The sequence below is a fragment of the Methylomonas koyamae genome (assembly GCF_019669905.1).
GTDB lineage: Bacteria > Pseudomonadota > Gammaproteobacteria > Methylococcales > Methylomonadaceae > Methylomonas > Methylomonas koyamae.
On record NZ_AP019777.1, the window covers coordinates 3,710,811 to 3,732,269 of the forward strand.

At 57.9% G+C, this 21,459-nt stretch carries 21 protein-coding genes; 17 read left to right on the forward strand and 4 right to left on the reverse strand.

Annotated elements, in window-relative coordinates:
* Positions 1 to 62: 62 nt before the first annotated feature.
* Positions 63 to 1,094 carry a LysM peptidoglycan-binding domain-containing protein gene (locus MKFW12EY_RS16635; RefSeq protein WP_054759833.1) on the reverse strand — a complete coding sequence of 344 codons (1,032 nt, stop codon included), beginning with the start codon at positions 1,092 to 1,094 and terminating at the stop codon, positions 63 to 65.
* Positions 1,095 to 1,333: 239 nt separating this feature from the next.
* Between MKFW12EY_RS16635 and def the strand changes: the two genes are divergently transcribed.
* The 8 genes from def (at position 1,334) to rpsI (ending at position 9,014) form a co-directional block, all read left to right on the forward strand.
* Positions 1,334 to 1,840 (forward strand): peptide deformylase, encoded by a 507-nt coding sequence (def, locus tag MKFW12EY_RS16640; RefSeq protein ID WP_221053402.1) that lies wholly within the window; start codon positions 1,334 to 1,336, stop codon positions 1,838 to 1,840.
* Between the two features lie 8 nt (positions 1,841 to 1,848).
* Positions 1,849 to 2,775, forward strand: a complete 927-nt coding sequence (gene fmt, locus MKFW12EY_RS16645; protein ID WP_054759834.1) for a methionyl-tRNA formyltransferase — start codon at positions 1,849 to 1,851, stop codon at positions 2,773 to 2,775.
* Positions 2,772 to 4,067, forward strand: a complete 1,296-nt coding sequence (rsmB, locus tag MKFW12EY_RS16650) for a 16S rRNA (cytosine(967)-C(5))-methyltransferase RsmB (RefSeq protein ID WP_054759835.1) — start codon at positions 2,772 to 2,774, stop codon at positions 4,065 to 4,067. Before fmt ends, rsmB begins: the two co-directional genes overlap by 4 nt.
* Positions 4,042 to 4,608, forward strand: a complete 567-nt coding sequence (locus MKFW12EY_RS16655; protein WP_221053403.1) for a DUF4390 domain-containing protein — start codon at positions 4,042 to 4,044, stop codon at positions 4,606 to 4,608. The genes rsmB and MKFW12EY_RS16655 overlap by 26 nt, the downstream gene beginning before the upstream one ends.
* On the forward strand, positions 4,590 to 6,749 hold the full coding sequence (locus tag MKFW12EY_RS16660) for a sensor histidine kinase (protein WP_221053404.1): 2,160 nt from the start codon (positions 4,590 to 4,592) through the stop codon (positions 6,747 to 6,749). Before MKFW12EY_RS16655 ends, MKFW12EY_RS16660 begins: the two co-directional genes overlap by 19 nt.
* Positions 6,742 to 8,103: a sigma-54-dependent transcriptional regulator gene (locus MKFW12EY_RS16665; RefSeq protein ID WP_064022482.1), complete on the forward strand. Its 1,362-nt coding sequence runs from the start codon at positions 6,742 to 6,744 to the stop codon at positions 8,101 to 8,103. Before MKFW12EY_RS16660 ends, MKFW12EY_RS16665 begins: the two co-directional genes overlap by 8 nt.
* Positions 8,104 to 8,180: 77 nt before the next feature.
* The gene (gene rplM / locus MKFW12EY_RS16670) at positions 8,181 to 8,609 is read left to right on the forward strand and encodes a 50S ribosomal protein L13 (RefSeq protein ID WP_054759837.1); all 429 of its coding nucleotides are present in this window, start codon (positions 8,181 to 8,183) and stop codon (positions 8,607 to 8,609) included.
* A gap of 15 nt (positions 8,610 to 8,624) precedes the next feature.
* On the forward strand, positions 8,625 to 9,014 hold the full coding sequence (gene rpsI, locus MKFW12EY_RS16675; RefSeq protein WP_054759838.1) for a 30S ribosomal protein S9: 390 nt from the start codon (positions 8,625 to 8,627) through the stop codon (positions 9,012 to 9,014).
* A gap of 64 nt (positions 9,015 to 9,078) precedes the next feature.
* Here the strand turns inward: rpsI and MKFW12EY_RS16680 are convergent, their stop codons facing one another.
* On the reverse strand, positions 9,079 to 9,786 hold the full coding sequence (locus tag MKFW12EY_RS16680; RefSeq protein WP_245006340.1) for a 4'-phosphopantetheinyl transferase family protein: 708 nt from the start codon (positions 9,784 to 9,786) through the stop codon (positions 9,079 to 9,081).
* A 144-nt stretch (positions 9,787 to 9,930) separates the two neighbouring features.
* On the opposite strand from MKFW12EY_RS16680, the gene MKFW12EY_RS16685 reads away from it, so the two are divergent.
* The 9 genes from MKFW12EY_RS16685 to waaC all read left to right on the forward strand — a co-directional run bounded on the left by MKFW12EY_RS16685 (position 9,931) and on the right by waaC (position 18,935).
* Complete coding sequence (locus MKFW12EY_RS16685) at positions 9,931 to 11,667, forward strand: acetolactate synthase 3 large subunit (protein WP_054759840.1); 1,737 nt, start codon at positions 9,931 to 9,933, stop codon at positions 11,665 to 11,667.
* Positions 11,667 to 12,158 (forward strand): acetolactate synthase small subunit, encoded by a 492-nt coding sequence (ilvN, locus tag MKFW12EY_RS16690; protein WP_054759842.1) that lies wholly within the window; start codon positions 11,667 to 11,669, stop codon positions 12,156 to 12,158. Before MKFW12EY_RS16685 ends, ilvN begins: the two co-directional genes overlap by 1 nt.
* 99 nt (positions 12,159 to 12,257) lie before the next feature.
* The gene (gene ilvC / locus MKFW12EY_RS16695) at positions 12,258 to 13,274 is read left to right on the forward strand and encodes a ketol-acid reductoisomerase (RefSeq protein ID WP_064022486.1); all 1,017 of its coding nucleotides are present in this window, start codon (positions 12,258 to 12,260) and stop codon (positions 13,272 to 13,274) included.
* Between the two features lie 66 nt (positions 13,275 to 13,340).
* On the forward strand, positions 13,341 to 14,114 hold the full coding sequence (locus MKFW12EY_RS16700) for an outer membrane protein OmpK (protein WP_054759845.1): 774 nt from the start codon (positions 13,341 to 13,343) through the stop codon (positions 14,112 to 14,114).
* A gap of 166 nt (positions 14,115 to 14,280) precedes the next feature.
* Positions 14,281 to 15,021, forward strand: coding sequence for a CDP-diacylglycerol--serine O-phosphatidyltransferase (gene pssA, locus MKFW12EY_RS16705; protein WP_054759848.1), 741 nt, complete (start codon positions 14,281 to 14,283; stop codon positions 15,019 to 15,021).
* A gap of 3 nt (positions 15,022 to 15,024) precedes the next feature.
* Complete coding sequence (locus MKFW12EY_RS16710) at positions 15,025 to 15,873, forward strand: CHAD domain-containing protein (protein WP_054759850.1); 849 nt, start codon at positions 15,025 to 15,027, stop codon at positions 15,871 to 15,873.
* 99 nt (positions 15,874 to 15,972) lie between these two features.
* Positions 15,973 to 16,899: a branched-chain amino acid transaminase gene (locus tag MKFW12EY_RS16715; protein WP_054759852.1), complete on the forward strand. Its 927-nt coding sequence runs from the start codon at positions 15,973 to 15,975 to the stop codon at positions 16,897 to 16,899.
* Between the two features lie 6 nt (positions 16,900 to 16,905).
* Positions 16,906 to 17,919, forward strand: coding sequence for a lipopolysaccharide heptosyltransferase II (gene waaF / locus MKFW12EY_RS16720; protein ID WP_221053405.1), 1,014 nt, complete (start codon positions 16,906 to 16,908; stop codon positions 17,917 to 17,919).
* Positions 17,916 to 18,935 (forward strand): lipopolysaccharide heptosyltransferase I, encoded by a 1,020-nt coding sequence (gene waaC / locus MKFW12EY_RS16725; protein WP_054759854.1) that lies wholly within the window; start codon positions 17,916 to 17,918, stop codon positions 18,933 to 18,935. Before waaF ends, waaC begins: the two co-directional genes overlap by 4 nt.
* Here the strand turns inward: waaC and MKFW12EY_RS16730 are convergent.
* Together MKFW12EY_RS16730 and MKFW12EY_RS16735 are read right to left on the reverse strand one after the other, a co-directional pair.
* A complete protein-coding gene (locus MKFW12EY_RS16730; RefSeq protein WP_221053406.1) occupies positions 18,932 to 20,086 on the reverse strand; it encodes a cyclic di-GMP phosphodiesterase in 1,155 nt (384 codons plus the stop codon). The genes waaC and MKFW12EY_RS16730 overlap by 4 nt on opposite strands.
* A 43-nt stretch (positions 20,087 to 20,129) precedes the next feature.
* Positions 20,130 to 21,353 (reverse strand): cyclic di-GMP phosphodiesterase, encoded by a 1,224-nt coding sequence (locus tag MKFW12EY_RS16735; RefSeq protein WP_054759858.1) that lies wholly within the window; start codon positions 21,351 to 21,353, stop codon positions 20,130 to 20,132.
* Positions 21,354 to 21,459: the final 106 nt, after the last annotated feature.

Consider the following 21,459-nt stretch of genomic DNA (forward strand, 5'->3'; position numbering starts at 1 on the left):
GTCAACCGATCGAGCCGTTCAATCCTGAGCTGTCAAGCCCAGAAGCAGCCACGCCTCAGCGGTCAAGGCGTCTGCACCCTATCCAAAGTGTGCATCGCCGCCGACGCTTTCATCACCAATGCGTAGCTGACCCGCTCGAAGGTGCGGAACACCATCAATTCGCCGGCGATTTCGTCCGGCATTTTCACCGCTACCCCTTCCGGAGATTGGTAGCGGTCCAGCACGAAATTGCCGCGCCGGTAAACATCGAACACATGGCCGACTTCGATGCCGTCGGCAGTGCCTTTATCGATCACCACCACGTCGTGCTGGCCGATTTGGGACACACCGCCCATGACGCGAATGATGCTGCCGATGATTTGTTCTTTCGGCGGCCGCGGAAAATAGTTCAGCGCCAATTCGCCCTCGGAGGTCAACATCAAGCGGTCGCCGCGCTGTACCTCCAGATCGGATTTATTGATCACCAGCGTCGCCGGATCGCCGGGCTGTTGCAAGGTGGTATCGGCGATGAACTGGGCCTCGTAACCCAAAATTTCTTTGGTCACCGGACTGACGTAAGGCTTGCCCTGCCTATAGATGGTATAACCCAAGCCTTCCGGTTCCTCGATCGCCCGGACGTAAATTCCGTCTCCGGCACCGGCGATCAGATGCTCGCCGACGAACCCGATCACATAAGGCGCCCGTTGCAATTCCTCCGCCGTCACCACTTTCGGCGAATTCAGAAACTGGATGATCGCATCGCTGGGCACCATGCGCACGGCTTGTTCGATCGACGACTCGCGCACCCGCGGCAACACCTTTTCTTCTACGGCGTCGCCCGGCGTCAAACTAAGCCTGGGTTTGCCGTCTACGTAAGAAAAATACAAGGTGTCGCCCGGATAAATCCAGTGCGGATCCTTCACTTGCGGATTGTTATGCCAGAGTTCGGGCCATTGCCACGGATGTTGCAGAAATTTGCCGGAGATATCCCACAGCGTATCGCCCTTCACCACCGTGTATTGGTCGGGATGGTTGGGGTTGATCTGCAATTCGTCGGCCCGCGCGGCGGCAACCCATAGCGAAAACGCGATACCCAGAGCGGTGCGAAGCAACATAAATTTGTCCTGCCGAAGCCAGTAATGAGTCTACCCGGCAGCAACAGCCGGCACCGGGCATGATATGGTCGGGCCGGCGCATTGCCGCCGGCCGCCAATGGAATTTGCCGCACAGTTTAGATGAATTGGCGCAGATTGCCAGCGCTGCGCCGCAGCCGCTCCGCCCGGCCACAGCATGCAAACCCGAGCCGATTTCGGATAGAATCCCTGCCATCGATTTCAGCAATGCGGAGTAAAGCGTGAGTATTCTTACGATTTTGGAGTTCCCCGATAAGCGTTTGCGCACCGTCGCCAGCGAGGTGGAACAAGTCGACGCCGGCATCAAAAAGCTCGTCGACGACATGATCGAAACCATGTATTCGGCCAAGGGTGTCGGCTTGGCCGCCACCCAGGTCAATGTTCACAAGCGAGTGATCGTGATGGACGTGTCCGAAAACAAGGACAATCCCATCTGCCTGATCAATCCGCAGATCGTCGCGCGCGACGGCGTCGAAGAATCCGAAGAAGGCTGCCTGTCGGTGCCGGGTTTTTTCGAAAAAGTCAGCCGTGCCGAGCATATTAAAGTCAAAGCGCTCGACCGCAACGGAGACAGTTTCGAACTCGAAGCCCGCGACCTGTTGGCGGTGTGTATTCAGCATGAGATGGACCATCTGGAGGGCAAGCTGTTCGTCGATTATCTGTCGCCGTTCAAACGCAACCGGATTAAAGCCAAACTGGACAAAATCCACCGCTCGCAGGGCGCATAAGGACAATCATGAAAATCGTTTTCGCCGGCACCCCGGAATTCGCGGTTCCGACCTTGCAAACTCTGATCGATTCGCCGCACGAAGTGGTCGCAGCCTATACCCAGCCGGACCGGCCGGCCGGCCGCGGCCGCAAACTGACGGCCAGCCCGGTCAAAGACTTGGCCCTGACAGCGGGCATTCCGGTCGCCCAACCGGAAAACTTCAAAGCGGCGGAAGCCGTCCAAGCCTTGGCCGATTTGCAACCGGAGCTGATGGTCGTCGTTGCCTACGGCCTGATCCTGCCGCAAGCCGTACTGGATATTCCCAAATTCGGCTGTATCAACGTGCACGGCTCGTTGTTGCCGCGTTGGCGCGGTGCGGCGCCGATCCATCGCGCGGTGATGGCCGGCGACAGCAAAACCGGGGTCACCATCATGAAAGTGGTAAAAAAACTCGACGCCGGCGACATGCTTTACAAAATCGAGTATCCAATCGGCGCCCAAGCTACATCCGGAGAACTGCACGACCGTCTGGCTGAACTCGGCGCCGAGGCATTATTGAAAGTCGTGGATATGATCGAAACCGGCACGCTACAGGCCGAAACCCAGGACGAGAGCCTGGTCACTTACGCGCATAAACTGGAAAAACAGGAAGCGGTGCTCGACTGGCGGGAATCGGCGGTCGAATTGGACCGGAAAATCCGCGGTCTCAACGCCTGGCCGGTGGCGCAAACGACATGCAACGGCCAAGTATTGCGCGTCTGGCGTAGCGAAGTGTTGAACCGGCCTGCCGCCGCTGCACCCGGCACGATAGACAGTTCCGCGCAGACGTTGGACGTCGCCACCGGCGCGGGCATGCTAAGGCTGCTGGAGGTGCAACTGCCGGGCGGCAAACGCATCAACGGCAAGGATTTTCTCAACGCGCATCCGGCCGCCGGCGTCGTACTCGGCTCATGAACCTACGCGGCTGCGCAGCGCAAATTCTGGCTATGGTCATCGGCGACGGCCAATCGCTGACCGCCGCCCTGGATCACGGCCTACCCAAGCTGAAGGACACCAAGGACAGAGCCTTCGTCCAAGCCCTGTGTTACGGGGTGGTCCGCCACTACTACGCGCTGGATTTCGCGTTAAGCAAACTGCTGGGCAAGCCCTTGAAAGCCAAAGACGGCGACATCAAAGCTCTGTTGCTGGTCGGCCTTTACCAACTGCAGCACATGCGGGTTAAAGCGCATGCCGCCGTATCGGAAACCGTCGCCGCCACCAGCCACAAGCCCTGGGCTAGGGGCTTGGTCAACGGCGTGCTGCGCCAGTATTTGCGCGAGGCGGAAAGCCTGCTGCAAGCCACAGAGCAAGACCCGCAGGCCCGGCTCAACCATCCGCAGTGGATAGTCGAAACGCTACGCCGCGACTGGCCGGAACGTTATGAAAAAATCCTGCACGCCAACGACCAGGCCGCACCGATGTTTTTGCGAGTTAACCAACGCCAAACCGGGCGCGATGCCTACCTGGACCAACTGGCTGCCCAGGGCATAGCCGGCCAGCCGGTCGATTGCTGTAGTACGGCGATCCGGCTGGACCAGGCCGTAGCAGTCGAGCAACTGCCCGGCTTCGGCGAGGGCCGGGTCTCGGTGCAGGACGGCGCCGCGCAACTAGCTGCGGAACTCCTCGACGCCCAAGCCGGCGACTGGGTATTGGACTTGTGCGCGGCACCGGGCGGCAAAACCGCGGCAATTCTGGAACGACAACCGGCGCTGGCCGGGCTGGTGGCGATCGATGTCGACGCCCAGCGCCTGCAACGGGTGGACGCCAATCTGGCGCGTCTGCATTTGCAGGCCGAAACCCTGGTTGCCGACGCCGGCCAACCGGCCGACTGGGCCGGGCAACGCCGTTTTCAACGGATTCTATTAGACGCCCCCTGCTCCGGTTTCGGCGTGATCCGCCGCCACCCGGACATCAAATTGCTGCGCCGGCCGGAAGACATCGCCGCATTGCAGGCGACACAAGCTCGGATTCTGCAAGCCGCATGGCAACTGCTGATTCCCGGCGGCATCCTGCTCTACGCCACCTGTTCGGTGCTGAAAGCGGAAAACGAGCAGCAAATCGCCGCGTTTCTGGCGGTTCACACGGACGCCGAAGAACTGCCGATAGACGCGCATTGGGGCTTGCCCCGCCCGCACGGCCGGCAAATCTTGACCGGAGAACGGCAAATGGACGGCTTTTATTATGCCAAGCTGCGCAAAGCGGTTTAGCCCCGGCCTGTTTGCGTTATGCCTGGCGCTCGCTTCGGCGCCGGCCGAGGCCGGCAACTACGCCGCCCGGATCGAGTACGCCGAACTGCAAACCGAAGGCGATACCGCGACCATCGCCAGCCAGATCGAATATCGGCTGAGCCCGGTCGCCAAAGAGGCGCTGGACAAAGGCGTGCCGTTAACCTGGGACGTGGTGATGGAATTGCGCGAGCCCGGCTGGCTATGGGACAGCGTCGCCTACCGCAGCAAGCAACGCTACCGGCTGCAATTTCATGCGTTATTGAACCAATATGCGGTGCAAACCCCGCAAAACCACAGCGAGATGTTTTTGACGCTGAGCGCCGCGCTGCATTTCATGGCCAGCGTGCGCGACCAGCAACCGATCCCGGCCGCAGCGCTGCAAACCGGCCGCTATTACCAACTGGCGGTGCGCAGCCAATTTAACCGCGAGGCGCTGCCGATTCCGCTACGCCCGATGGCGTATCTGGATCACCGCTGGTTTCTTTCCAGCCATTGGAGCTTATGGCCTATTCAAAAATGAAGCTGCCGGCCAGCGCGTCCATCGTCATTCTGTTCGGTTTCGTGCTGCTTTCGCTGCAACTGATGAGCAGCGCCACCCAAGAGTCTTCGGAACTCGGCGAGCTGTATTCCTGGCTGCTGGTGATCAATACCCTGGGCTCGATAATCCTGCTGGGCCTGGTCGTCGTCAACGCCTACTCGCTGGTGCGGGAGCTGAAGAAAAAGGAAGCCGGCTCCAGACTGACCACGCGCATGGTCTCGCTGTTCGTATTGCTGGCACTGGCGCCGGCGGCGATTGTGTTCTACTTCTCGGTACAATTCCTGCATCAGGGCATCGACAGTTGGTTCAACGTCGAAATCGACCGGGCCATGGACGACGCGCTGGAACTGAGCCAATCGGCGCTAAACCAGCGCATGAATTGGCACATCAAGCAAACCAAGCAAATGGCCGAGCAACTGCAGCGCAAATCGGAGACATTGATTGCGCTGGAAGTCGGTTCGCTATGGCGGGAGTCGGGTGCGCTGGAATTGGCGGTATTTACCAGCCAGGGCCGGATTCTGGCCTCGAGCAGCATCAATCCCAGCGATATCTTGCCGCATTTGCCGGACGAGCAAATTTGGCTGCAGTTGAAGCAAAACAAAGAATATTTCGCCTTCGATCCCGGCGACAACGACGAAATGCTGGTGCGCATCATCGTCGCCATCGAAGCCGACCAGAGCCGGTTTTTGCAGGTACTGTATCCGATTCCGGTGCGGGTCACCGATTTGGCCGATTCCATCGAATTCGCCTTCATCCGCTACCAGGAGATGAACTTCCTGCGCGACTCGCTGAAAACCAGTTTCTCGCTGATCCTGCTGCTGGTATTGCTATTGAGCTTGCTGGCGGCAATCTGGGTCGCCTTTATCAGCATTCGCAACATCGTCGCTCCGGTCCGGGAATTGGTCAAAGGCACTCAGGCGGTCGCCGACGGCGACTACCAACAACAACTCCCGGTCATGAGCCAGGACGACCTGGGCTTTTTGGTCGAATCCTTCAACCAGATGACCCGGCGCATCGCCCGTTCCCGCGACGAAACCCGCGCCGCCGGCCTGGAGGTGGAAAACCAGCGCGCCTACCTGGAAACCATCCTCGCCAATCTGACCGCCGGCGTGATCAGCTTCGATGCGGCTTATTTCATCCGCACCGCGAACCAAGCCGCCTACCGGATCCTGCATATTCCGGTCAGCCATTTCGTCGGCCAGAATCTGCCGGCCCTGGCCCGGCTGCACCCGGAATTGGCCGACGTGTTGACGGCGATTCAAAGCCTGCTGGAAAAAGCCGACGACATCTGGGAGCAGCGCATTGTGTTTCTCGGCCCGAACGGCCGCCAGGAATTGCTGTGCCGCGGTACGCCGCTATTCTCGCAACACGGCGCCCGCACCGGCGCCGTGGTGGTATTCGACGACGTCACCGACCTGATCCAGGCCCAGAAAAACGCAGCCTGGGGCGAAGTGGCGCGGCGTTTGGCGCACGAAATCAAAAACCCGCTGACGCCGATCCAACTTTCCGCCGAACGCTTACAACATAAGCTGTCCAAAGAGCTGCAGGACGGTTCGGCCGAATTCCTGCAGCGCGGCACCCGCACCATCGTCCAGCAGGTGGAAGCGATGAAACGCATGGTCGACGATTTCTCCGAGTACGCCCGCCCGTCGAAAAAACAGGTCGAAAAAATCAATCTGGTGGATTTGATCCAACAGGTCACCACGTTGTATCTGCCGTCCGGCATTAGCTTCGCGATGGCCGCCACCAGCCAACATGTCATTGTCGAGGTCGATCCGGTCAGCATTCGCCAGGTGTTGCATAACCTGATCAAGAACGCTCAGGAGGCCACCGCGGAAAAATGCCACATCAGTATCAGAATCGGCAAAGTGACCCGCAACAACACCGATTATGTGGAAGTGGGCCTGTACGACAACGGCAGCGGCCTGAACTCGGAACAGATCGAGACCATTTTCGAACCGTACGTGACCAGCAAGGCCAAGGGTACCGGCCTGGGCCTGGCCATCGTCAAAAAAATCGTCGAAGAACACGGCGGCGTGATTTGGGTCGATACGTCATATAATGGCGGGGCGGGTTTTTTGCTCCAGCTACCGGTTTTTGAATTTGGAACGATCGATGAATAAACAAACGCCTTACATTTTGGTGGTCGACGACGAACAGGACATTCGCCAACTGGTGTCTGAGATTTTGGAGGACGAGGGCTATCAAGTCGCGATGGCCGAGAACGCGGCGGAAGCCAAGAAGCTGAAAAGCCAGCGCCAGCCCAATCTGATTTTGCTGGATATCTGGATGCCCGACAGCGACGGCATCACCCTGTTGCGCGAATGGGTCGGCGAAGACAGCGCGCTGTGCCCGGTGGTGATGATGTCCGGCCACGGCTCGGTGGAGTCGGCGGTAGAAGCCACCCGCCTCGGCGCTTACGATTTTCTGGAAAAACCGTTGTCGATGGCAAAATTGCTGTTGATCGTCGAGCGCGCTCTGGAAACCAGTTCGTTGCAACGGGAAAACGCCGGCCTGAAACAGCAATTGATGATAGGCGTCGAACCGGTCGGCAAAAGCGCCGTGGTCGAACGCACCAAAGACAAATTGAAACGCCTGGCACAACACGATGCCCGCCTCCTTTTGGTGGGCGAAGCCGGCGTCGGTAAGGAAATGTATGCCCGCTACCTACACAACAACAGCTCCCGCCGCGACGGTGCGTTTGTCGACGTCTCGGTTGGCAGCATCTCCCCGGAAAACGCCGCGGTCGAGTTTTTCGGCCGCGAAGACAACGGCCGCGTTTACCGCGGCCTGCTGGAGCAAGCCGACCGCGGCACGCTATTCCTGGGCGAAATCGGCGGCATGGACCCGGAAACCCAAACCCGTTTGCTCAGCGCGTTGGAATCCAGTTCGTTCCTGCGTGTGGGCGGCAGCCAAGCCGTGCGGGTCGACGTGCGCGTGGTCGCCTCCACCCGGATGGCGCTGGAGGAAGAAGTCAACAGCGGCCGCTTCCGCCAGGACTTGTATTATCTGCTGAATGTGGTGACGCTGGAAATTCCACCGCTACGCGAGCACAGCGAAGACGTGCCGAGTTTGCTGAATTTTTACGTCGACCATTTCGTCGTGCACGAAAAACTGCCGTTCCGCCGCTTTTCGATGGCGGCGCAGAATTATCTGCGCAATTACAGTTGGCCCGGCAACGTCCGCGAGTTGCGCAATCTGGTACAGCGCCTGATGATTCTGGGCGCCGGCGACGATATCGAACTGGACGAAGTCAAGGCGGCGCTGGGCTCGATCGCCGAGCAACCCAAGCTGGGGTTAAACGTGCCCGAGTTTTTCAACCTGCCGCTGAAAGAAGCCCGCGACCACTTCGAAAAATCCTATCTGGAATACCATTTCGAAAAAAACGGCGGCAGCGTCGCCAAGTTAGCTGCCGCGATCGGTATGGAACGCACCCACCTGTACCGGAAACTGCATTCGCTAAAAATCAAGCTGTAATTGCAACTTGAAGTTAGCAGCCGCTTTAAGTAGAATGCCATGCTTTTACAGCTTCAACTGATTTTAAGAAAGCAACGATGAAAACATTTAGTGCAAAGCCCGCAGAAGTTAAGCGCGATTGGTACGTGATTGATGCAGAAGGAAAGACATTGGGTCGCCTTGCTACTGAAATTGCACGACGTCTTCGCGGCAAACATAAACCCGAATACACTCCGCACGTTGATACCGGCGACTACATCATCGTCGTCAATGCCGAAAAAATCGGCGTTACCGGCAACAAAGAAAAAGACAAAATGTACTACCGCCACACCGGTTATGTCGGCAACATGAAGTCCGCATCTTTGGGAAAATTGAGACAAACCTTCCCCGACCGCATCATCACCACCGCCGTGCAAGGCATGCTGCCCAAGAACCCACTGGGCCGGGCGATGTTCAAAAAACTGAAAGTGTATGCCGGTCCGGAACACAATCACCAGTCTCAACAACCTAAAGTTTTAGAATTCTAAGCAGGTAGATAGTTTATGGCAGCTCAATACTACGGAACCGGTCGCCGCAAAAGCTCTGTGGCGCGTGTTTACGCCACCGTCGGCTCCGGCAAATTCACTATTAACAGCCGTCCGGTTAGCGAATACTTCGGCCGCAAAACCGACGAAATGATCGCCAGACAACCTCTGGAACTGCTGGGTAAAACTGGCGATTTCGACATTAACATTATCGTTTCCGGCGGCGGCCCGTCCGGCCAGGCTGGCGCGATTCGCCACGGCCTGACTCGCGCATTGATGGAATACGACGAAGCATTGCGCTCTCCATTGAGAAAAGCCGGCTACGTCACTCGTGATGCCCGCGAAGTCGAACGTAAAAAAATCGGCTTGCACGGCGCCAGAAAACGTCCGCAATACTCGAAACGTTAAGCACCTGCCGACGCAAAAAAGCCGCTTACCAGCGGCTTTTTTGTGCCGGCCGCATTTTGCGACCTCACCCGCCCGGTTCGAGTTTGCGGCAACTGAATGCGTAGGGTTTATTCGGCACCACCAATGCGGCGGCGGCATTGGCATCGCCAAGCTGCAATTCAGCCACCGACCAATCGCCGGCGACACCGAATTCGGCTGGGATCGCAGCAATCTGCCCACCCGGCTCGACAGCAAATTCGCACAATTCCAAACCCGCCGCGATACCGCGGCCGACCGCCTTGACGAAGGCCTCCTTCTTTACCCAGAGACGGTAAAAGGCCGGCAATTGCTGATCAGCCGGCAATGCCGCCCAATCCCGATACTCCCGCCCGGAAAAACAGCGGCCGGCAAGCGCATGCAGATTGCGCCCAGCCCGAACTTTCTCCACATCGACCCCCACAACGCCGAAATCAGCCACCGCAATCAGCAAATGCGCTCCGGAATGGGAAATATTGAATTGCAGTTCCGCCGCCTGAAGCGCGGGCTTACCGAACTCGCCCAGTTCGAACACCAATTCCTGCGGCTCGACACCCAAATAGCCGGCCAACGTGCGCCGCAATAAGCCGCGCACCGCAACGAAGCGATGGCGCTGCTCAAGGCGCTTATACGCCTGGACCAGACCACGCTCCCGATCCGGCAACAATGCGTCCAAAGCGCGTAAAGCTCCCAAATCCAGCCGCTCCAGGTCGGCATGCCAAACATCAACAAAATTCGCCCGCAACACATCCCTCACTATTCGAAGCCGGTCGCCGCGTAGCGCGAAACCGAGTAAAACCCTTGGTTTTCCTTGACGAAACCGGCCAAAGACAGTAGCTTATCCAACCTTTTTTGTAAAATCCGCATTTCACGGTTTGGTTAGCTTTTCGAGGGCATAAAATTGGAACTCAGTGGCGGACAAATTCTTGTCCAATGTCTTAAAGATGAAGGTGTCGAATTTGTATTTGGCTATCCGGGTGGCTCTGTTTTGCACATCTACGATGCCATTTTCCATCAAGACGACGTAAAACATATTCTGGTGCGGCACGAACAAGGCGCCACCCATTCGGCCGACGCCTATGCGCGCGCGACCGGCAAACCCGGCGTGGTGCTGGTGACCTCGGGCCCCGGCGCTACCAACGCCGTGACCGGTATCGCCACTGCCTATATGGACTCGATCCCGATGGTGATCATTTCCGGCCAGGTACCGTCGCCGGTGATCGGCAGCGACGCGTTTCAAGAAGTCGATACGGTCGGCATCACCCGCCCCTGCGTCAAACACAACTTCTTGGTGAAGGATGTCAACCAGTTGGCCGAGACCATCAAAAAAGCCTTCTACGTGGCGACCACCGGCCGCCCCGGCCCGGTGTTGGTCGACGTACCGAAAGACATCACCGATCCCAACATCAAGGTACCCTACAAGTACCCGAAAAAAGTCAGCATGCGCTCCTACAACCCGGTTGTGACCGGCCACAAGGGCCAGATCAAACGTGCAGTGGAAATGCTGTTGAACGCGCAACGGCCAATGATTTATTCCGGCGGCGGTGTGATTTTGGGCGAAGCGCACGAAGAGCTGACCGAACTGACCCAATTGCTGGGTTACCCGATCACCAACACCTTGATGGGCTTGGGCGGTTACCCTGCCACCGACAACCTGTTCGTCGGCATGCTGGGCATGCATGGCACTTACGAAGCCAATATGGGCATGCACGAAAGCGACGTGATCCTGGCAGTTGGCGCCCGCTTCGACGACCGGGTGACCGGCAAATTGGCCGAGTTCTGCCCGTACGCCAAGATCATTCACATCGACGTGGATCCGGCCTCGATTTCCAAAACCGTTAAGGTTGACGTGCCTATCGTTGGCGAAGTCAAACCGGTATTGCAACAGATGCTGGAATTGGTCAAGGAGAGCAAAACCAAGCCGTCCAAAGCCGCACTGGAATCCTGGTGGCAATTGATTCAAAGCTGGCGCGATGTGAATTGCCTGGAGTACGACCGCGAAAGCCGGATTATCAAGCCCCAATACGTCGTCGAACAACTCTACGAAGTCACCAACGGCGAAGCGTTCGTGACGTCCGACGTCGGCCAGCACCAGATGTACGCGGCGCAATACTACAAGTTCGACAAACCGCGGCGCTGGATCAACTCCGGCGGCCTGGGCACGATGGGCTTCGGTTTGCCGGCGGCGATCGGCGTCAAACTGGCGTTTCCGGATGCCGACGTCGCTTGCATCACCGGCGAGGCCAGCATCCAGATGTGCATCCAGGAACTGTCCACCGCGTTGCAGTACAACACGCCGGTTAAGATCGTCAACCTGAACAACCGCTACATGGGCATGGTCCGGCAATGGCAGGAATTCTCCTACCAAAGCCGCTATTCGCACTCGTATATGGACACGATTCCGGATTTCGTCAAACTGGCCGAAGCTTACGGCCACGTCGGCATCCGCGTCGAGAAACCGGAAGAAGTGCGCGACGCCTTGAAACAAGCATTCGAATTGAAGGATAGAACCGTGTTCCTCGATTTCATTACCGACAGAACCGAAAACGTATACCCGATGATTGAAGCCGGCAAAGCCCACCACGACATGAAACTGCGCGTCGCGCCCGGTACGCCGGTCGAGAGGGAGTTGTCCTGATGCGCCACATCATATCTATTTTGATCGAAAACGAATCCGGCGCCCTGTCGCGCGTTGCCGGCCTGTTCTCGGCGCGCGGTTACAACATCGAGTCGCTGACCGTGGCACCCACCGAAGACCCCAGCCTGTCGCGGATGACTTTGGTCACCAGCGGCAGCGACGAGATCATCGAGCAGATCACCAAGCAACTGAACAAACTGATCGACGTGGTGAAACTGATCGATCTGGCCGAGTCGGCGCATATCGAACGCGAATTGATGCTGGTCAAAATCAGAACCACTCACGACACCCGCGAGGAAGTCAAACGCATGGTCGACATCTTCCGCGGTAAGATCATCGACGTGACGCCGAACAGCTACGTGGTCGAAATGACCGGCCAATCCAACAAGCTGGACGCCTTCATTCACGGCTTCGAGGAAGGCAGCATCATCGAAGTGGCGCGTTCCGGTCCGACCGGCATTTCCCGCGGCGAGAAAGGCTTACATCTGTAAAAATCGTCGGGGTACAAACGTGGCTTGTGCCCCGCAAGATAGCTAGTTCCCTGCTAGCAAAATAATTTTTAATTCACATCAAGAGTAACGAGAAACACTATGCAAGTTTATTACGACAAAGACGCCGATCTCTCGATCATCCGCAGCAAAAAAGTTGCCATCATCGGCTACGGTTCGCAAGGCCACGCCCATGCCAACAACCTGAAAGACTCCGGCGTTGACGTCGTGGTCGGCTTGCGCGCCAACTCAGCGTCCGTCGCTAAAGCCACCAACAGCGGCCTGACCGTAAAAGACGTACCGGAAGCCGTTGCCGGCGCCGACGTGGTCATGATTCTGACCCCGGACGAATTCCAATCCAAACTGTACAAGGAAGAAATCGAGCCGAATATCAAACAAGGTGCGGCACTGGCCTTCGCCCACGGTTTCTCGATCCTCTACAACCAAGTCGTGCCGCGCGCCGATTTGGACGTGATCATGATCGCCCCGAAAGCGCCGGGCCACACCGTGCGCTCCGAATTTACCAAAGGCGGCGGCATCCCTGACTTGATTGCGATCCACCAAAACGCCTCCGGCCAAGCCAAAGAACTGTGCTTGTCATATGCATCCGCAATCGGTGGTGGCCGTTCCGGCATCATCGAAACCACCTTCCGCGACGAAACCGAAACCGATTTGTTCGGCGAACAAGCGGTACTGTGCGGCGGCGCGGTGGAACTGGTCAAAGCCGGTTTCGAAACCCTGACCGAAGCCGGCTACCCGCCGGAAATGGCGTATTTCGAGTGCTTGCACGAACTGAAATTGATCGTGGACTTGATGTACGAAGGCGGCATTGCCAACATGAACTACTCGATCTCCAACAACGCCGAGTACGGCGAATACGTCACCGGCCCTCGCGTGATCAACGAAGAAAGCCGTTGGGCGATGAAGCAAGCCCTGGAAGACATCCAACAAGGCAAATACGCCAAGCAATTCATTTTGGAAGGCCAAACCGGCTATCCTGAAATGACCGCGCGTCGCCGCCTGAACGCCGAGCATCCGATCGAAACCGTCGGCGCCAAATTGCGGGCGATGATGCCTTGGATCAAGGCCAACCAAATCGTCGATAAAAGCAAAAACTAAGCTTATCGGCTAGCATTAAAGCCCATCTTCACGATGGGTTTTTTTTGCCCGCAGGATTTCCACATCATGCCCGTTTCGCCGAGCCCGTTGCGGCTGGCTTTGCTGCTTACTGCCCTGCCCGCGAGCGCCAGCGCCGACTCCCTGCTGTGGAGCAACAGCGAAATCCAATACCTGCACGGCGCCGGCTACAACGAGCCTTTTAATCCCAACCCCGTAGCGCAAATCATCGTCACCGTCACCCACAGCCACGGCTGGGCCTACGGCCGTAACTTCTTCTTCATGGATACGCTATTCACCGAGTCCGGCCAGCCGCCGCAAACCAACTTGTACGGCGAAGCCTATAGCACTTTCAGCCTGAGCAAAATTAGCGGGCTGGATTTGTCGTACGGTATTTTTAAGGACTTCGGCCTGACCGCCGGCATCAACCTGGGCGAGAACATGGACAGCAGGCAAAGCGGCTTTCGCGCCTGGTTGTATGGCATCAGCGTCGACTTCGATTTGCCCGGTTTCGATTATTTCAACGTCGACTTCCTGCGCCAGCGCGTCACCGAACCCGCCGACATCGGCACCTCCTGGCAAATTACGCCGGTCTGGCAATTGTCGTTCGAAATTGCCGGCAGCAAATGGAGTTTCGAAGGCTTCGCCGACTTCATCGGCCGCAACCAAACCGCTGCCCGCCAGACTTTGGCTCAACCCCAGCTCAGGTTGGATATCGGCGATTTTTGGGGCGATGCCGGCCATCTGTTTATCGGCCTGGAATACCAATATTGGCATAACAAATACGGGATCAAGGGTTTACACGACAATGTGCCGCAAGCTCTACTGGTTTGGAAATTCTAAGCGATTCAACGTTTCAGCCTGATCAAAGCCCGGTTGAACCGAATGCCGGGCCATTTATCTCTAGCCCGCGAGACCGCGATCAATCCCGCCCTGTCACGCAATCGCAATAGCACGCCCCGGACCGAGCATGTAAAATGCCGCCAACTTGTTACCGCTTGCGAACGCCATGCTGAAAAATCCTCAACCGAAACGCCACCGCGGCATCTACCTGCTACCCAATCTTTTCACCACGGGTGCGATGTTTGCCGGTTTTTACGCGATCACGTCGGCCATCAACGGCCGCTTCGAAACTGCGGCAATTTCGATGTTCATCGCGATGGTGCTCGACGGCCTCGACGGCCGCGTCGCCCGCTTGACCAATACCCAGAGCGAGTTCGGCGTGCAATACGACAGCCTGTCGGACATGGTCTCGTTCGGCGCGGCGCCGGCCATCGTCATGTATCTGTGGACCTTGTCCAGCATGGGCCAAGCCGGCTTGTTCGCCGCTTTCGTGCACATGGCCGGCGGCGCATTGCGGCTGGCGCGCTTCAACACCCAAGTCGAGGTGGCCGATAAACGCTACTTCCAAGGCCTGCCCAGCCCGGCGGCGGCGGCGATCCTGGCCGGCGGCCTGTGGTTTTGCGTCGAGAACGGTTACGACGTGGAAAACTTCAAGTATCTGGTATTGCTGACCACCATTACCACCGGCCTGCTGATGGTCAGCAATTTCCGCTATTCCAGCTTCAAGGAAATCGATCTGAAAAACAAAGTGCCGTTCATCGTCGCCATTATTGCGATGCTGTTCATCAGCTTCGTGATGGCCCAGCCGCAACGCATGCTGTTCCTGCTGTCGGTCGGTTACGCCGCTTCCGGCCCGATCATCACGCTGGTAATGCGCAAACGCCGGCTGCAAAGCCGTAAAAGCTAAACGATGGGCGACGCCGCCGGCGGTAACTTGCCCGGCGCCGCGCTTAACCGCCATTGGCGCTCATATCGCAAACGCCTGAAAGCCTGCTGCCAAACTTGCAGCGAAGAGCATGTCCACAACTTGCGTACCGGCATCCGCCGCTTATTGAGTACGATCGGACTGTTACGGCAAATCGCCCCTTGCCGGGCGCTGACAGCGTTACGGCAAGCGCTGAAGCAGCAACTCGACGGTTTCGACGAACTGCGCGACGTGCAAGTCATGCTCTACCAAGTAGCCGGAAAACTGCCGCAACTGCCGGAGCTGAGCGATTTCCTGGATCATCTGCACCGGCGCGAGCAACAACTATTGCAACGGCTACCGGCCTTCGTCGCCGGCCTGCGCCAAGCCAAACTGCGCCGAAAAGTCGATAAGGCGGTACGTAAATTTCGGCACGTCGTATCCTGCCAGGACCAAGTTTCCACCGCAATACTCAGCGCGCTGGACCAAACGTATGCGGAAGCGGCGGCGCGCTATGCGGCGGTTGCGGCCGACGACCTGCACAGCATCCACCGCCTGCGTATCGCCGTCAAAAAACTGCGTTATGCCCTCGCCGCCGTCGCCGACACCGTCCCGCACTTGCCGGCCGACCACGACAAACGCCTGCAAAGCTATTTGACCGCCATGGGCGACCTCCAGAACAGCGTCGTCATGCTCGACGCGCTGCACGCCTTCTACAGCGGAAATCCGCCGGAATCCGCGTCGCAACACTACCGGCAACAGCAAAACCAACTGCTTGGCGAATTTATCGCTCGCCGCGAAGAACTATTCGATTTCTGGCGCCCGGCTCCCGACCGGGCCTTTCCCTGGCGATAAACGCCGCCGGTATTGCCGCGGGCGGCTTTATAGTACAATTTCAGCCAATTTTCGGCCGCAACGGCAGCGCACGATTTTTTAACAGAACGGGTTCAACACATGGCAACGATGGATGATAGAGACGGGTTAATTTGGCTAGACGGCAAATGGGTTGACTGGCGCGACGCGAAAGTCCACGTCCTGACCCACACCCTGCATTACGGCTGCGGCGTGTTCGAAGGTCTGCGCGCCTATAAAACCGATGCCGGCACTGCGATTTTCAAACTGGCCGAGCACACCGACCGTCTGTTCCGTTCCGCGCATATCATGAACATGAAAATGCCGTATTCCAAAGACGAGATCAACCAGGCCCACCGCGACGCGGTCGCCAAAAACAATCTGGACTCGGCCTACATTCGCAGCATGTGCTTCTACGGTTCCGAAGGCATGGGCTTGCGCGCCGACAACCTGAAAGTCCATGTCATGATCGCGGCCTGGACCTGGGGCGCCTATCTGGGCGCGGAAAACATGGAAAAAGGCATCCGCATCCGCACCTCGTCTTACACCCGTAACCACGTCAACAGCACGATGTGCAAGGCCAAGGCCAACGGTAACTACATCAACTCGATTTTGGCATTGCAGGAAGCCTTGTCCACCGGTTATGACGAAGCCTTGCTGCTGGACCACGAAGGTTTCTGCGCGGAAGGCAGCGGCGAGAACTTGTTCATCGTTCGCAACGGCAAGTTGTACACCCCGGAAACCACCTCGGCGCTGGAAGGCATCACCCGCGACACTTTGATCACGATTGCCCGCGAACAAGGTTTTGAGGTGATCGAAAAACGCATTACCCGCGATGAAGTGTATGTGGCCGACGAAGCCTTCTTCACCGGTTCCGCCGCCGAAGTCACGCCGATCCGCCAATACGACAACCGCGATATCGGTTGCGGCAGCCGCGGCCCGATTACCGAAAAACTGCAAGCCTTGTATTTCGATTACGTCCACGGCCGCCGCGCCGACCACAAGGAATGGTTGTCGTTGGTTTCCTAAGCCCGCGTGTCTTCCCCGCATAGCATCTTGGTCGTCGGCCCGTCCTGGGTCGGCGACATGGTGATGGCGCAAAGCCTGTTCATCGCCCTCAAGCAACAAACTCCCGATTGCCTTATCGACGTGCTGGCTCCGGCCTGGTCGTTGCCGTTATTGGCAAGAATGCCGCAAGTGCGGCAAGGCATAGCGATGCCGCTGGGCCATGGCCAATTCGGTCTGTCCGCCCGGTTTCGCCTGGGCCGCCAACTACAAGGCCGTTACGACCAAGCCATCGTCTTGCCTAACTCCTGGAAGTCGGCGTTGGTGCCGTTCTTCGCCGGCATCCCGCTCCGCATCGGCTATCTCGGCGAATTACGCTGGGGCTTGCTGAACGATGCCCGCCGCCTCGACAAAAAACGGCTGACCATGACGGTGCAACGTTTTGTGGCACTGGGTTTAGCTGGCGAAGCCAAGCTCCCGCCGGACTGTCCGATCCCGCAATTGGCGATCGGCACAGAGCAACGCCAACAAGCCCGCGAAAAATTCCGCATCGATGCCGAAAAAAAAATCCTGGCGCTGTGCCCCGGCGCCGAATACGGTCCGGCCAAACGCTGGCCGGCCGGGCATTTTGCCGCCGTTGCCAACGCCAAAATCGGCGAAGGCTGGCAGGTCTGGTTGTTCGGTTCCGATAAAGACCGGCCGGTCGCCGACGCCATCGTTGAATTGACCGGCGGCGTCTGCCGCAATTTCGTAGGCGAGACCACGCTGGCCGAAGCGGTCGATTTGCTGGCGCTGGCCGACGCGGTGGTCAGCAACGACTCCGGCCTGATGCACGTTGCCGCCGCATTGGATAAAAAAATCGTCGCGGTTTACGGTTCGTCCGATCCTGGATTCACCCCGCCGTTAAATCCGGCCGCGCAAATTCTGAGCCTGAAACTGGCGTGTTCGCCCTGTTTTAAACGCGACTGCCCTTTCGGGCATACGCGCTGTCTAACCGAACTCGGCCCCGAGCAAGTCCTGGCTGCACTCGAAGCCGACAGATGAAAATCGCGATCGTCAAATTATCGGCATTAGGCGACATCGTGCATGCGATGGTGGCTTTGCAATTCATCAAAGCCGCGTATCCGGAGTTGCAGATCGATTGGGTAGTCGAGCAGCGCTTCGCCGGGCTGCTGGCCGATAATCCGCATATCGACCACGTGCTGCCGGTTAATTTAAAGGCGGTGAAAACCGACAAACTGCGGCTATTCGGCGAAATCGGCAAAGTCCGCGGTTACGCCGAACACGGTTACGATCTGGTGATCGACGCGCAGGGGTTGATTAAATCGGCCTTGGTCAGCCGGCTGTTGGCAGCCAATTGCGCCGGCTTCGACCGTAATTCGATCCGCGAGAAGTGGGCGGCTTGGTTTTACGCGCAAACGGTCGCCTACCCTTACGATGCCAATACGATAGACCGCAATGTCGCGGTACTGACCCGGCCGCTCGGACTCAAGGTCGGCAGCGAACAAATTCTGGCAAAACGGCCGTTTCTATTTTTTCGGCCGCCGCAAATCGAGCTGGCGGATTATTTTTCCGACACACAAGCCAATATCCTGCTGGTGATCGGCTCGACCTGGCCCAGCCGCAATTATCCGCTGGAAAAATATTTGCAGGTCATTTTCGGCGTGGAAGCCAATTTTTTGATCTGTTGGGGTAACGAGAAGGAACACTGGATGGCACAGTGGCTGGCGGAACGCAGTCTGGCGCGGGTGTTGCCGCAAATGAGTCTGAACGACTTGAAAGCGGTAATAGCCAAATCGGATATGGTTATCGGCAACGATACCGGACCGACGCACATGGCCTGGGGCATGAACCGGCCTTCGATTACCTTGTTCGGTCCGACGCCGATCAGCAGGGTCTACCAGACCAAAACCAACAAAGTGTTGAAGTCGCCGTCGCCGGTCGATCCGCTCAAACTCAACAAAAACGATTTTTCGATCGGCGAAATTCCGGTATCCGCAGTGGTGGCACTTGCTAAACAATTGCTGCCGGCGCCCGCGGCCGAAACGCCGCAGCCTTAAAGCCGTTCCAGCGCGGCAAAAGTAGCCAGCAATTCGATAAACGGCTCGTCGCGCGCCAGCACCCGCGCTATAGCGAGATGCTTATGCGCGGCGTCGCTCAAATCAAGGCGTTGTTCCTGAAACAGCAACTGCTTCTTGGCATCGGCAATCAAGCGGCACGGCGGCCGGCTTAGGTCGTTAGCCGGTTCGGCGCCGACCAACGCCAACTCCCCGCTGACCAATTCGACGATACAACCTGGCGGATAGGCGTGCAACACCTCGATCAAACCGGCCACCACGGCGGCGTCGAATTGTGCCGGGCTGGCCGCGTACAAATAACCGAGCGCATCGAGCTTGGTTTGCGCCGGCCGGTCCGCGCGATCACTAATCAACGCTTCGTAAACCGACGCCACCGCCACCAGTCGGGCCGGCAGGCCGATTTGCCCGGCGACCAAGCCGCGCGGATAGCCGGCGCCGTCCGGACGTTCGTGGTGGCCCCAGACCGCCTCCAGCACTTCGGCGGGCACGCCCGGCACGCCATGCAACAATGCCAGGCCGGCAGAGACATGTTGCCGTAGCACCGAACGTTCCGCGCCGGTCAGCTCGGCGGCTTTGCCGATAATCGATTGCGGCAGGCCGAGCAGCCCCAAATCGTGTAGAAGCGCGGCGATTGCCGTGTGCCGCAGTAGATCCGGCGCCACGGCCAGGTGCCGCGCCAAGCCCAGCGCCAGCAAGCAGACACTGACCGATTTGTGCACCAACGCCGGATCGGCCAGACTCCGCCCGGCCACCCGGTCTAGCGACACAGCGCCGTTATCCAGCGCAACCGTGAGGTCGGATGCGATTTCCGCGACAGCGCCGAAGTCGATGCCGCCACCGGCGCGAACCGTCTCCAGAACCGACTCGAAGCGGCGGTAAAATTGCGGCAACGGCCCGGATTCGGCCGCGGCCGCCAGCGCGCTGGCGGGTTCGTTATCGTCCGGTGCGGCAACATCCAAGCCCTTTGCCAAATCGATGAACACTTCGCGGCAATACTCGCGCAAGGTCTCGATTTCGGCATCGGAGCTGATCAGAAACTTGGTGGTTAAAAACGGTATGTCCCACCATTTGCGGTCGGTGCCGCACAGGTACATTCCTTGGCGAAGTTGACTGACGCAGATTTTTTTGACCATGGGAGACATTGCCTAATACAAGCCGGGCCGCCGCGAGCGGACTTCAGGAAACCACTGGGTAAGCTTGGCTGAATTTACCGTCCCGGCAGTATTGGCTCAAATCGATAGCGTAATCCTGCGGCCGGATAACCTGCTTGATCCCGTAACGGTTACCGTTCATGTCGGTGCCGGTCACCGCCAGATCGAGGATGCGTTCCGCCATCGGCTGGTTGTTATGGTCGCGGATCAGCAGGATTTTCGGCTTCAGCCGGTCGGCCTTGTTCTGTTCGACGATGATGCCGACTTCGCCACTGCTCAGCTCGACCAAATTGCCTTGCGGGTAAAACCCGATGCAGTTGATGAACTGGGTAACGAAATTGGCTTCGTAATGCTGGTTCATGCCTTTTACCAAAATGCCCAGCGCCTCCAAATGCGGCTTGCCTTTTTGGTAGACCCGGTCGCTGGTAATTGCGTCGTAGGTATCGACCACCGCCACCAAACGCGTGAACAGCGACAACGCGCTCTTGCCCAGTCCGCGCGGATAGCCGGTACCGGCCAAATGTTCGTGGTGGGCGTAGGCCACGTCCACCGCGCCGGGATAGGCGTTGCGTGCCGACATCAGCACGTTGCGGCCGTGCAGCGTATGTTGGCGCATGACGGCCATTTCGTCGTCTTCCAATCGCCCCGGTTTGTTCAGAATTTCCAGCGGAACTTTCATTTTGCCGACATCGTGCATCAAGCCGCAGAATCCAAGTTTATTTAGTTCGTCGCGCGAAAGTTTCAACTCGCGTCCGAGCAATATCGACAACACGCAGACATTCATCGAATGCTGGGCGGTGTACTGGTCTTGATCCTTCAGCTGGGTCAGCAACAGCATCGCATCCGGATTCTCCATGACTTTGTCCACCGTTTCCGCCACGGCCTGTTTCACCGCACTGACGCTGAACTGGTTGCCGAAGCGAATGTCGTCCAGTACGGTTTTGATCAGATTGCCGGTCCGGTGAAAGGTATTCGCGGTCTGGTTGAACGAACGGGCGAAACTCAGATGCTTGATGGAATCGGTGCCCCGGGTCGGAATCGCGCCGGCCGACGCCTTCTGCCACTTCACATCGATATAAACGTAATCGCAAAGATCCTGCAGCGTTTTGATATCGGCCTGGTTCTCGATCACGATGCGGTCGAACAGGAACGGCGAGTCTTGCCGCGGATCTTCCAACCGGCATACGCACATGCCGACTCTCAATTCGTAGACGTGAATCCGCAACCAGCCGTCGTCTTTATCTTTCATATCCGCCAAAACGTCCCGATGTTTCGAAAATTAATCAACCGCTAAAGCTTAATACAGTCCGCCGCCTTACCCTATAGCCATTCGCCACTTAACCCGCAAAATTGCG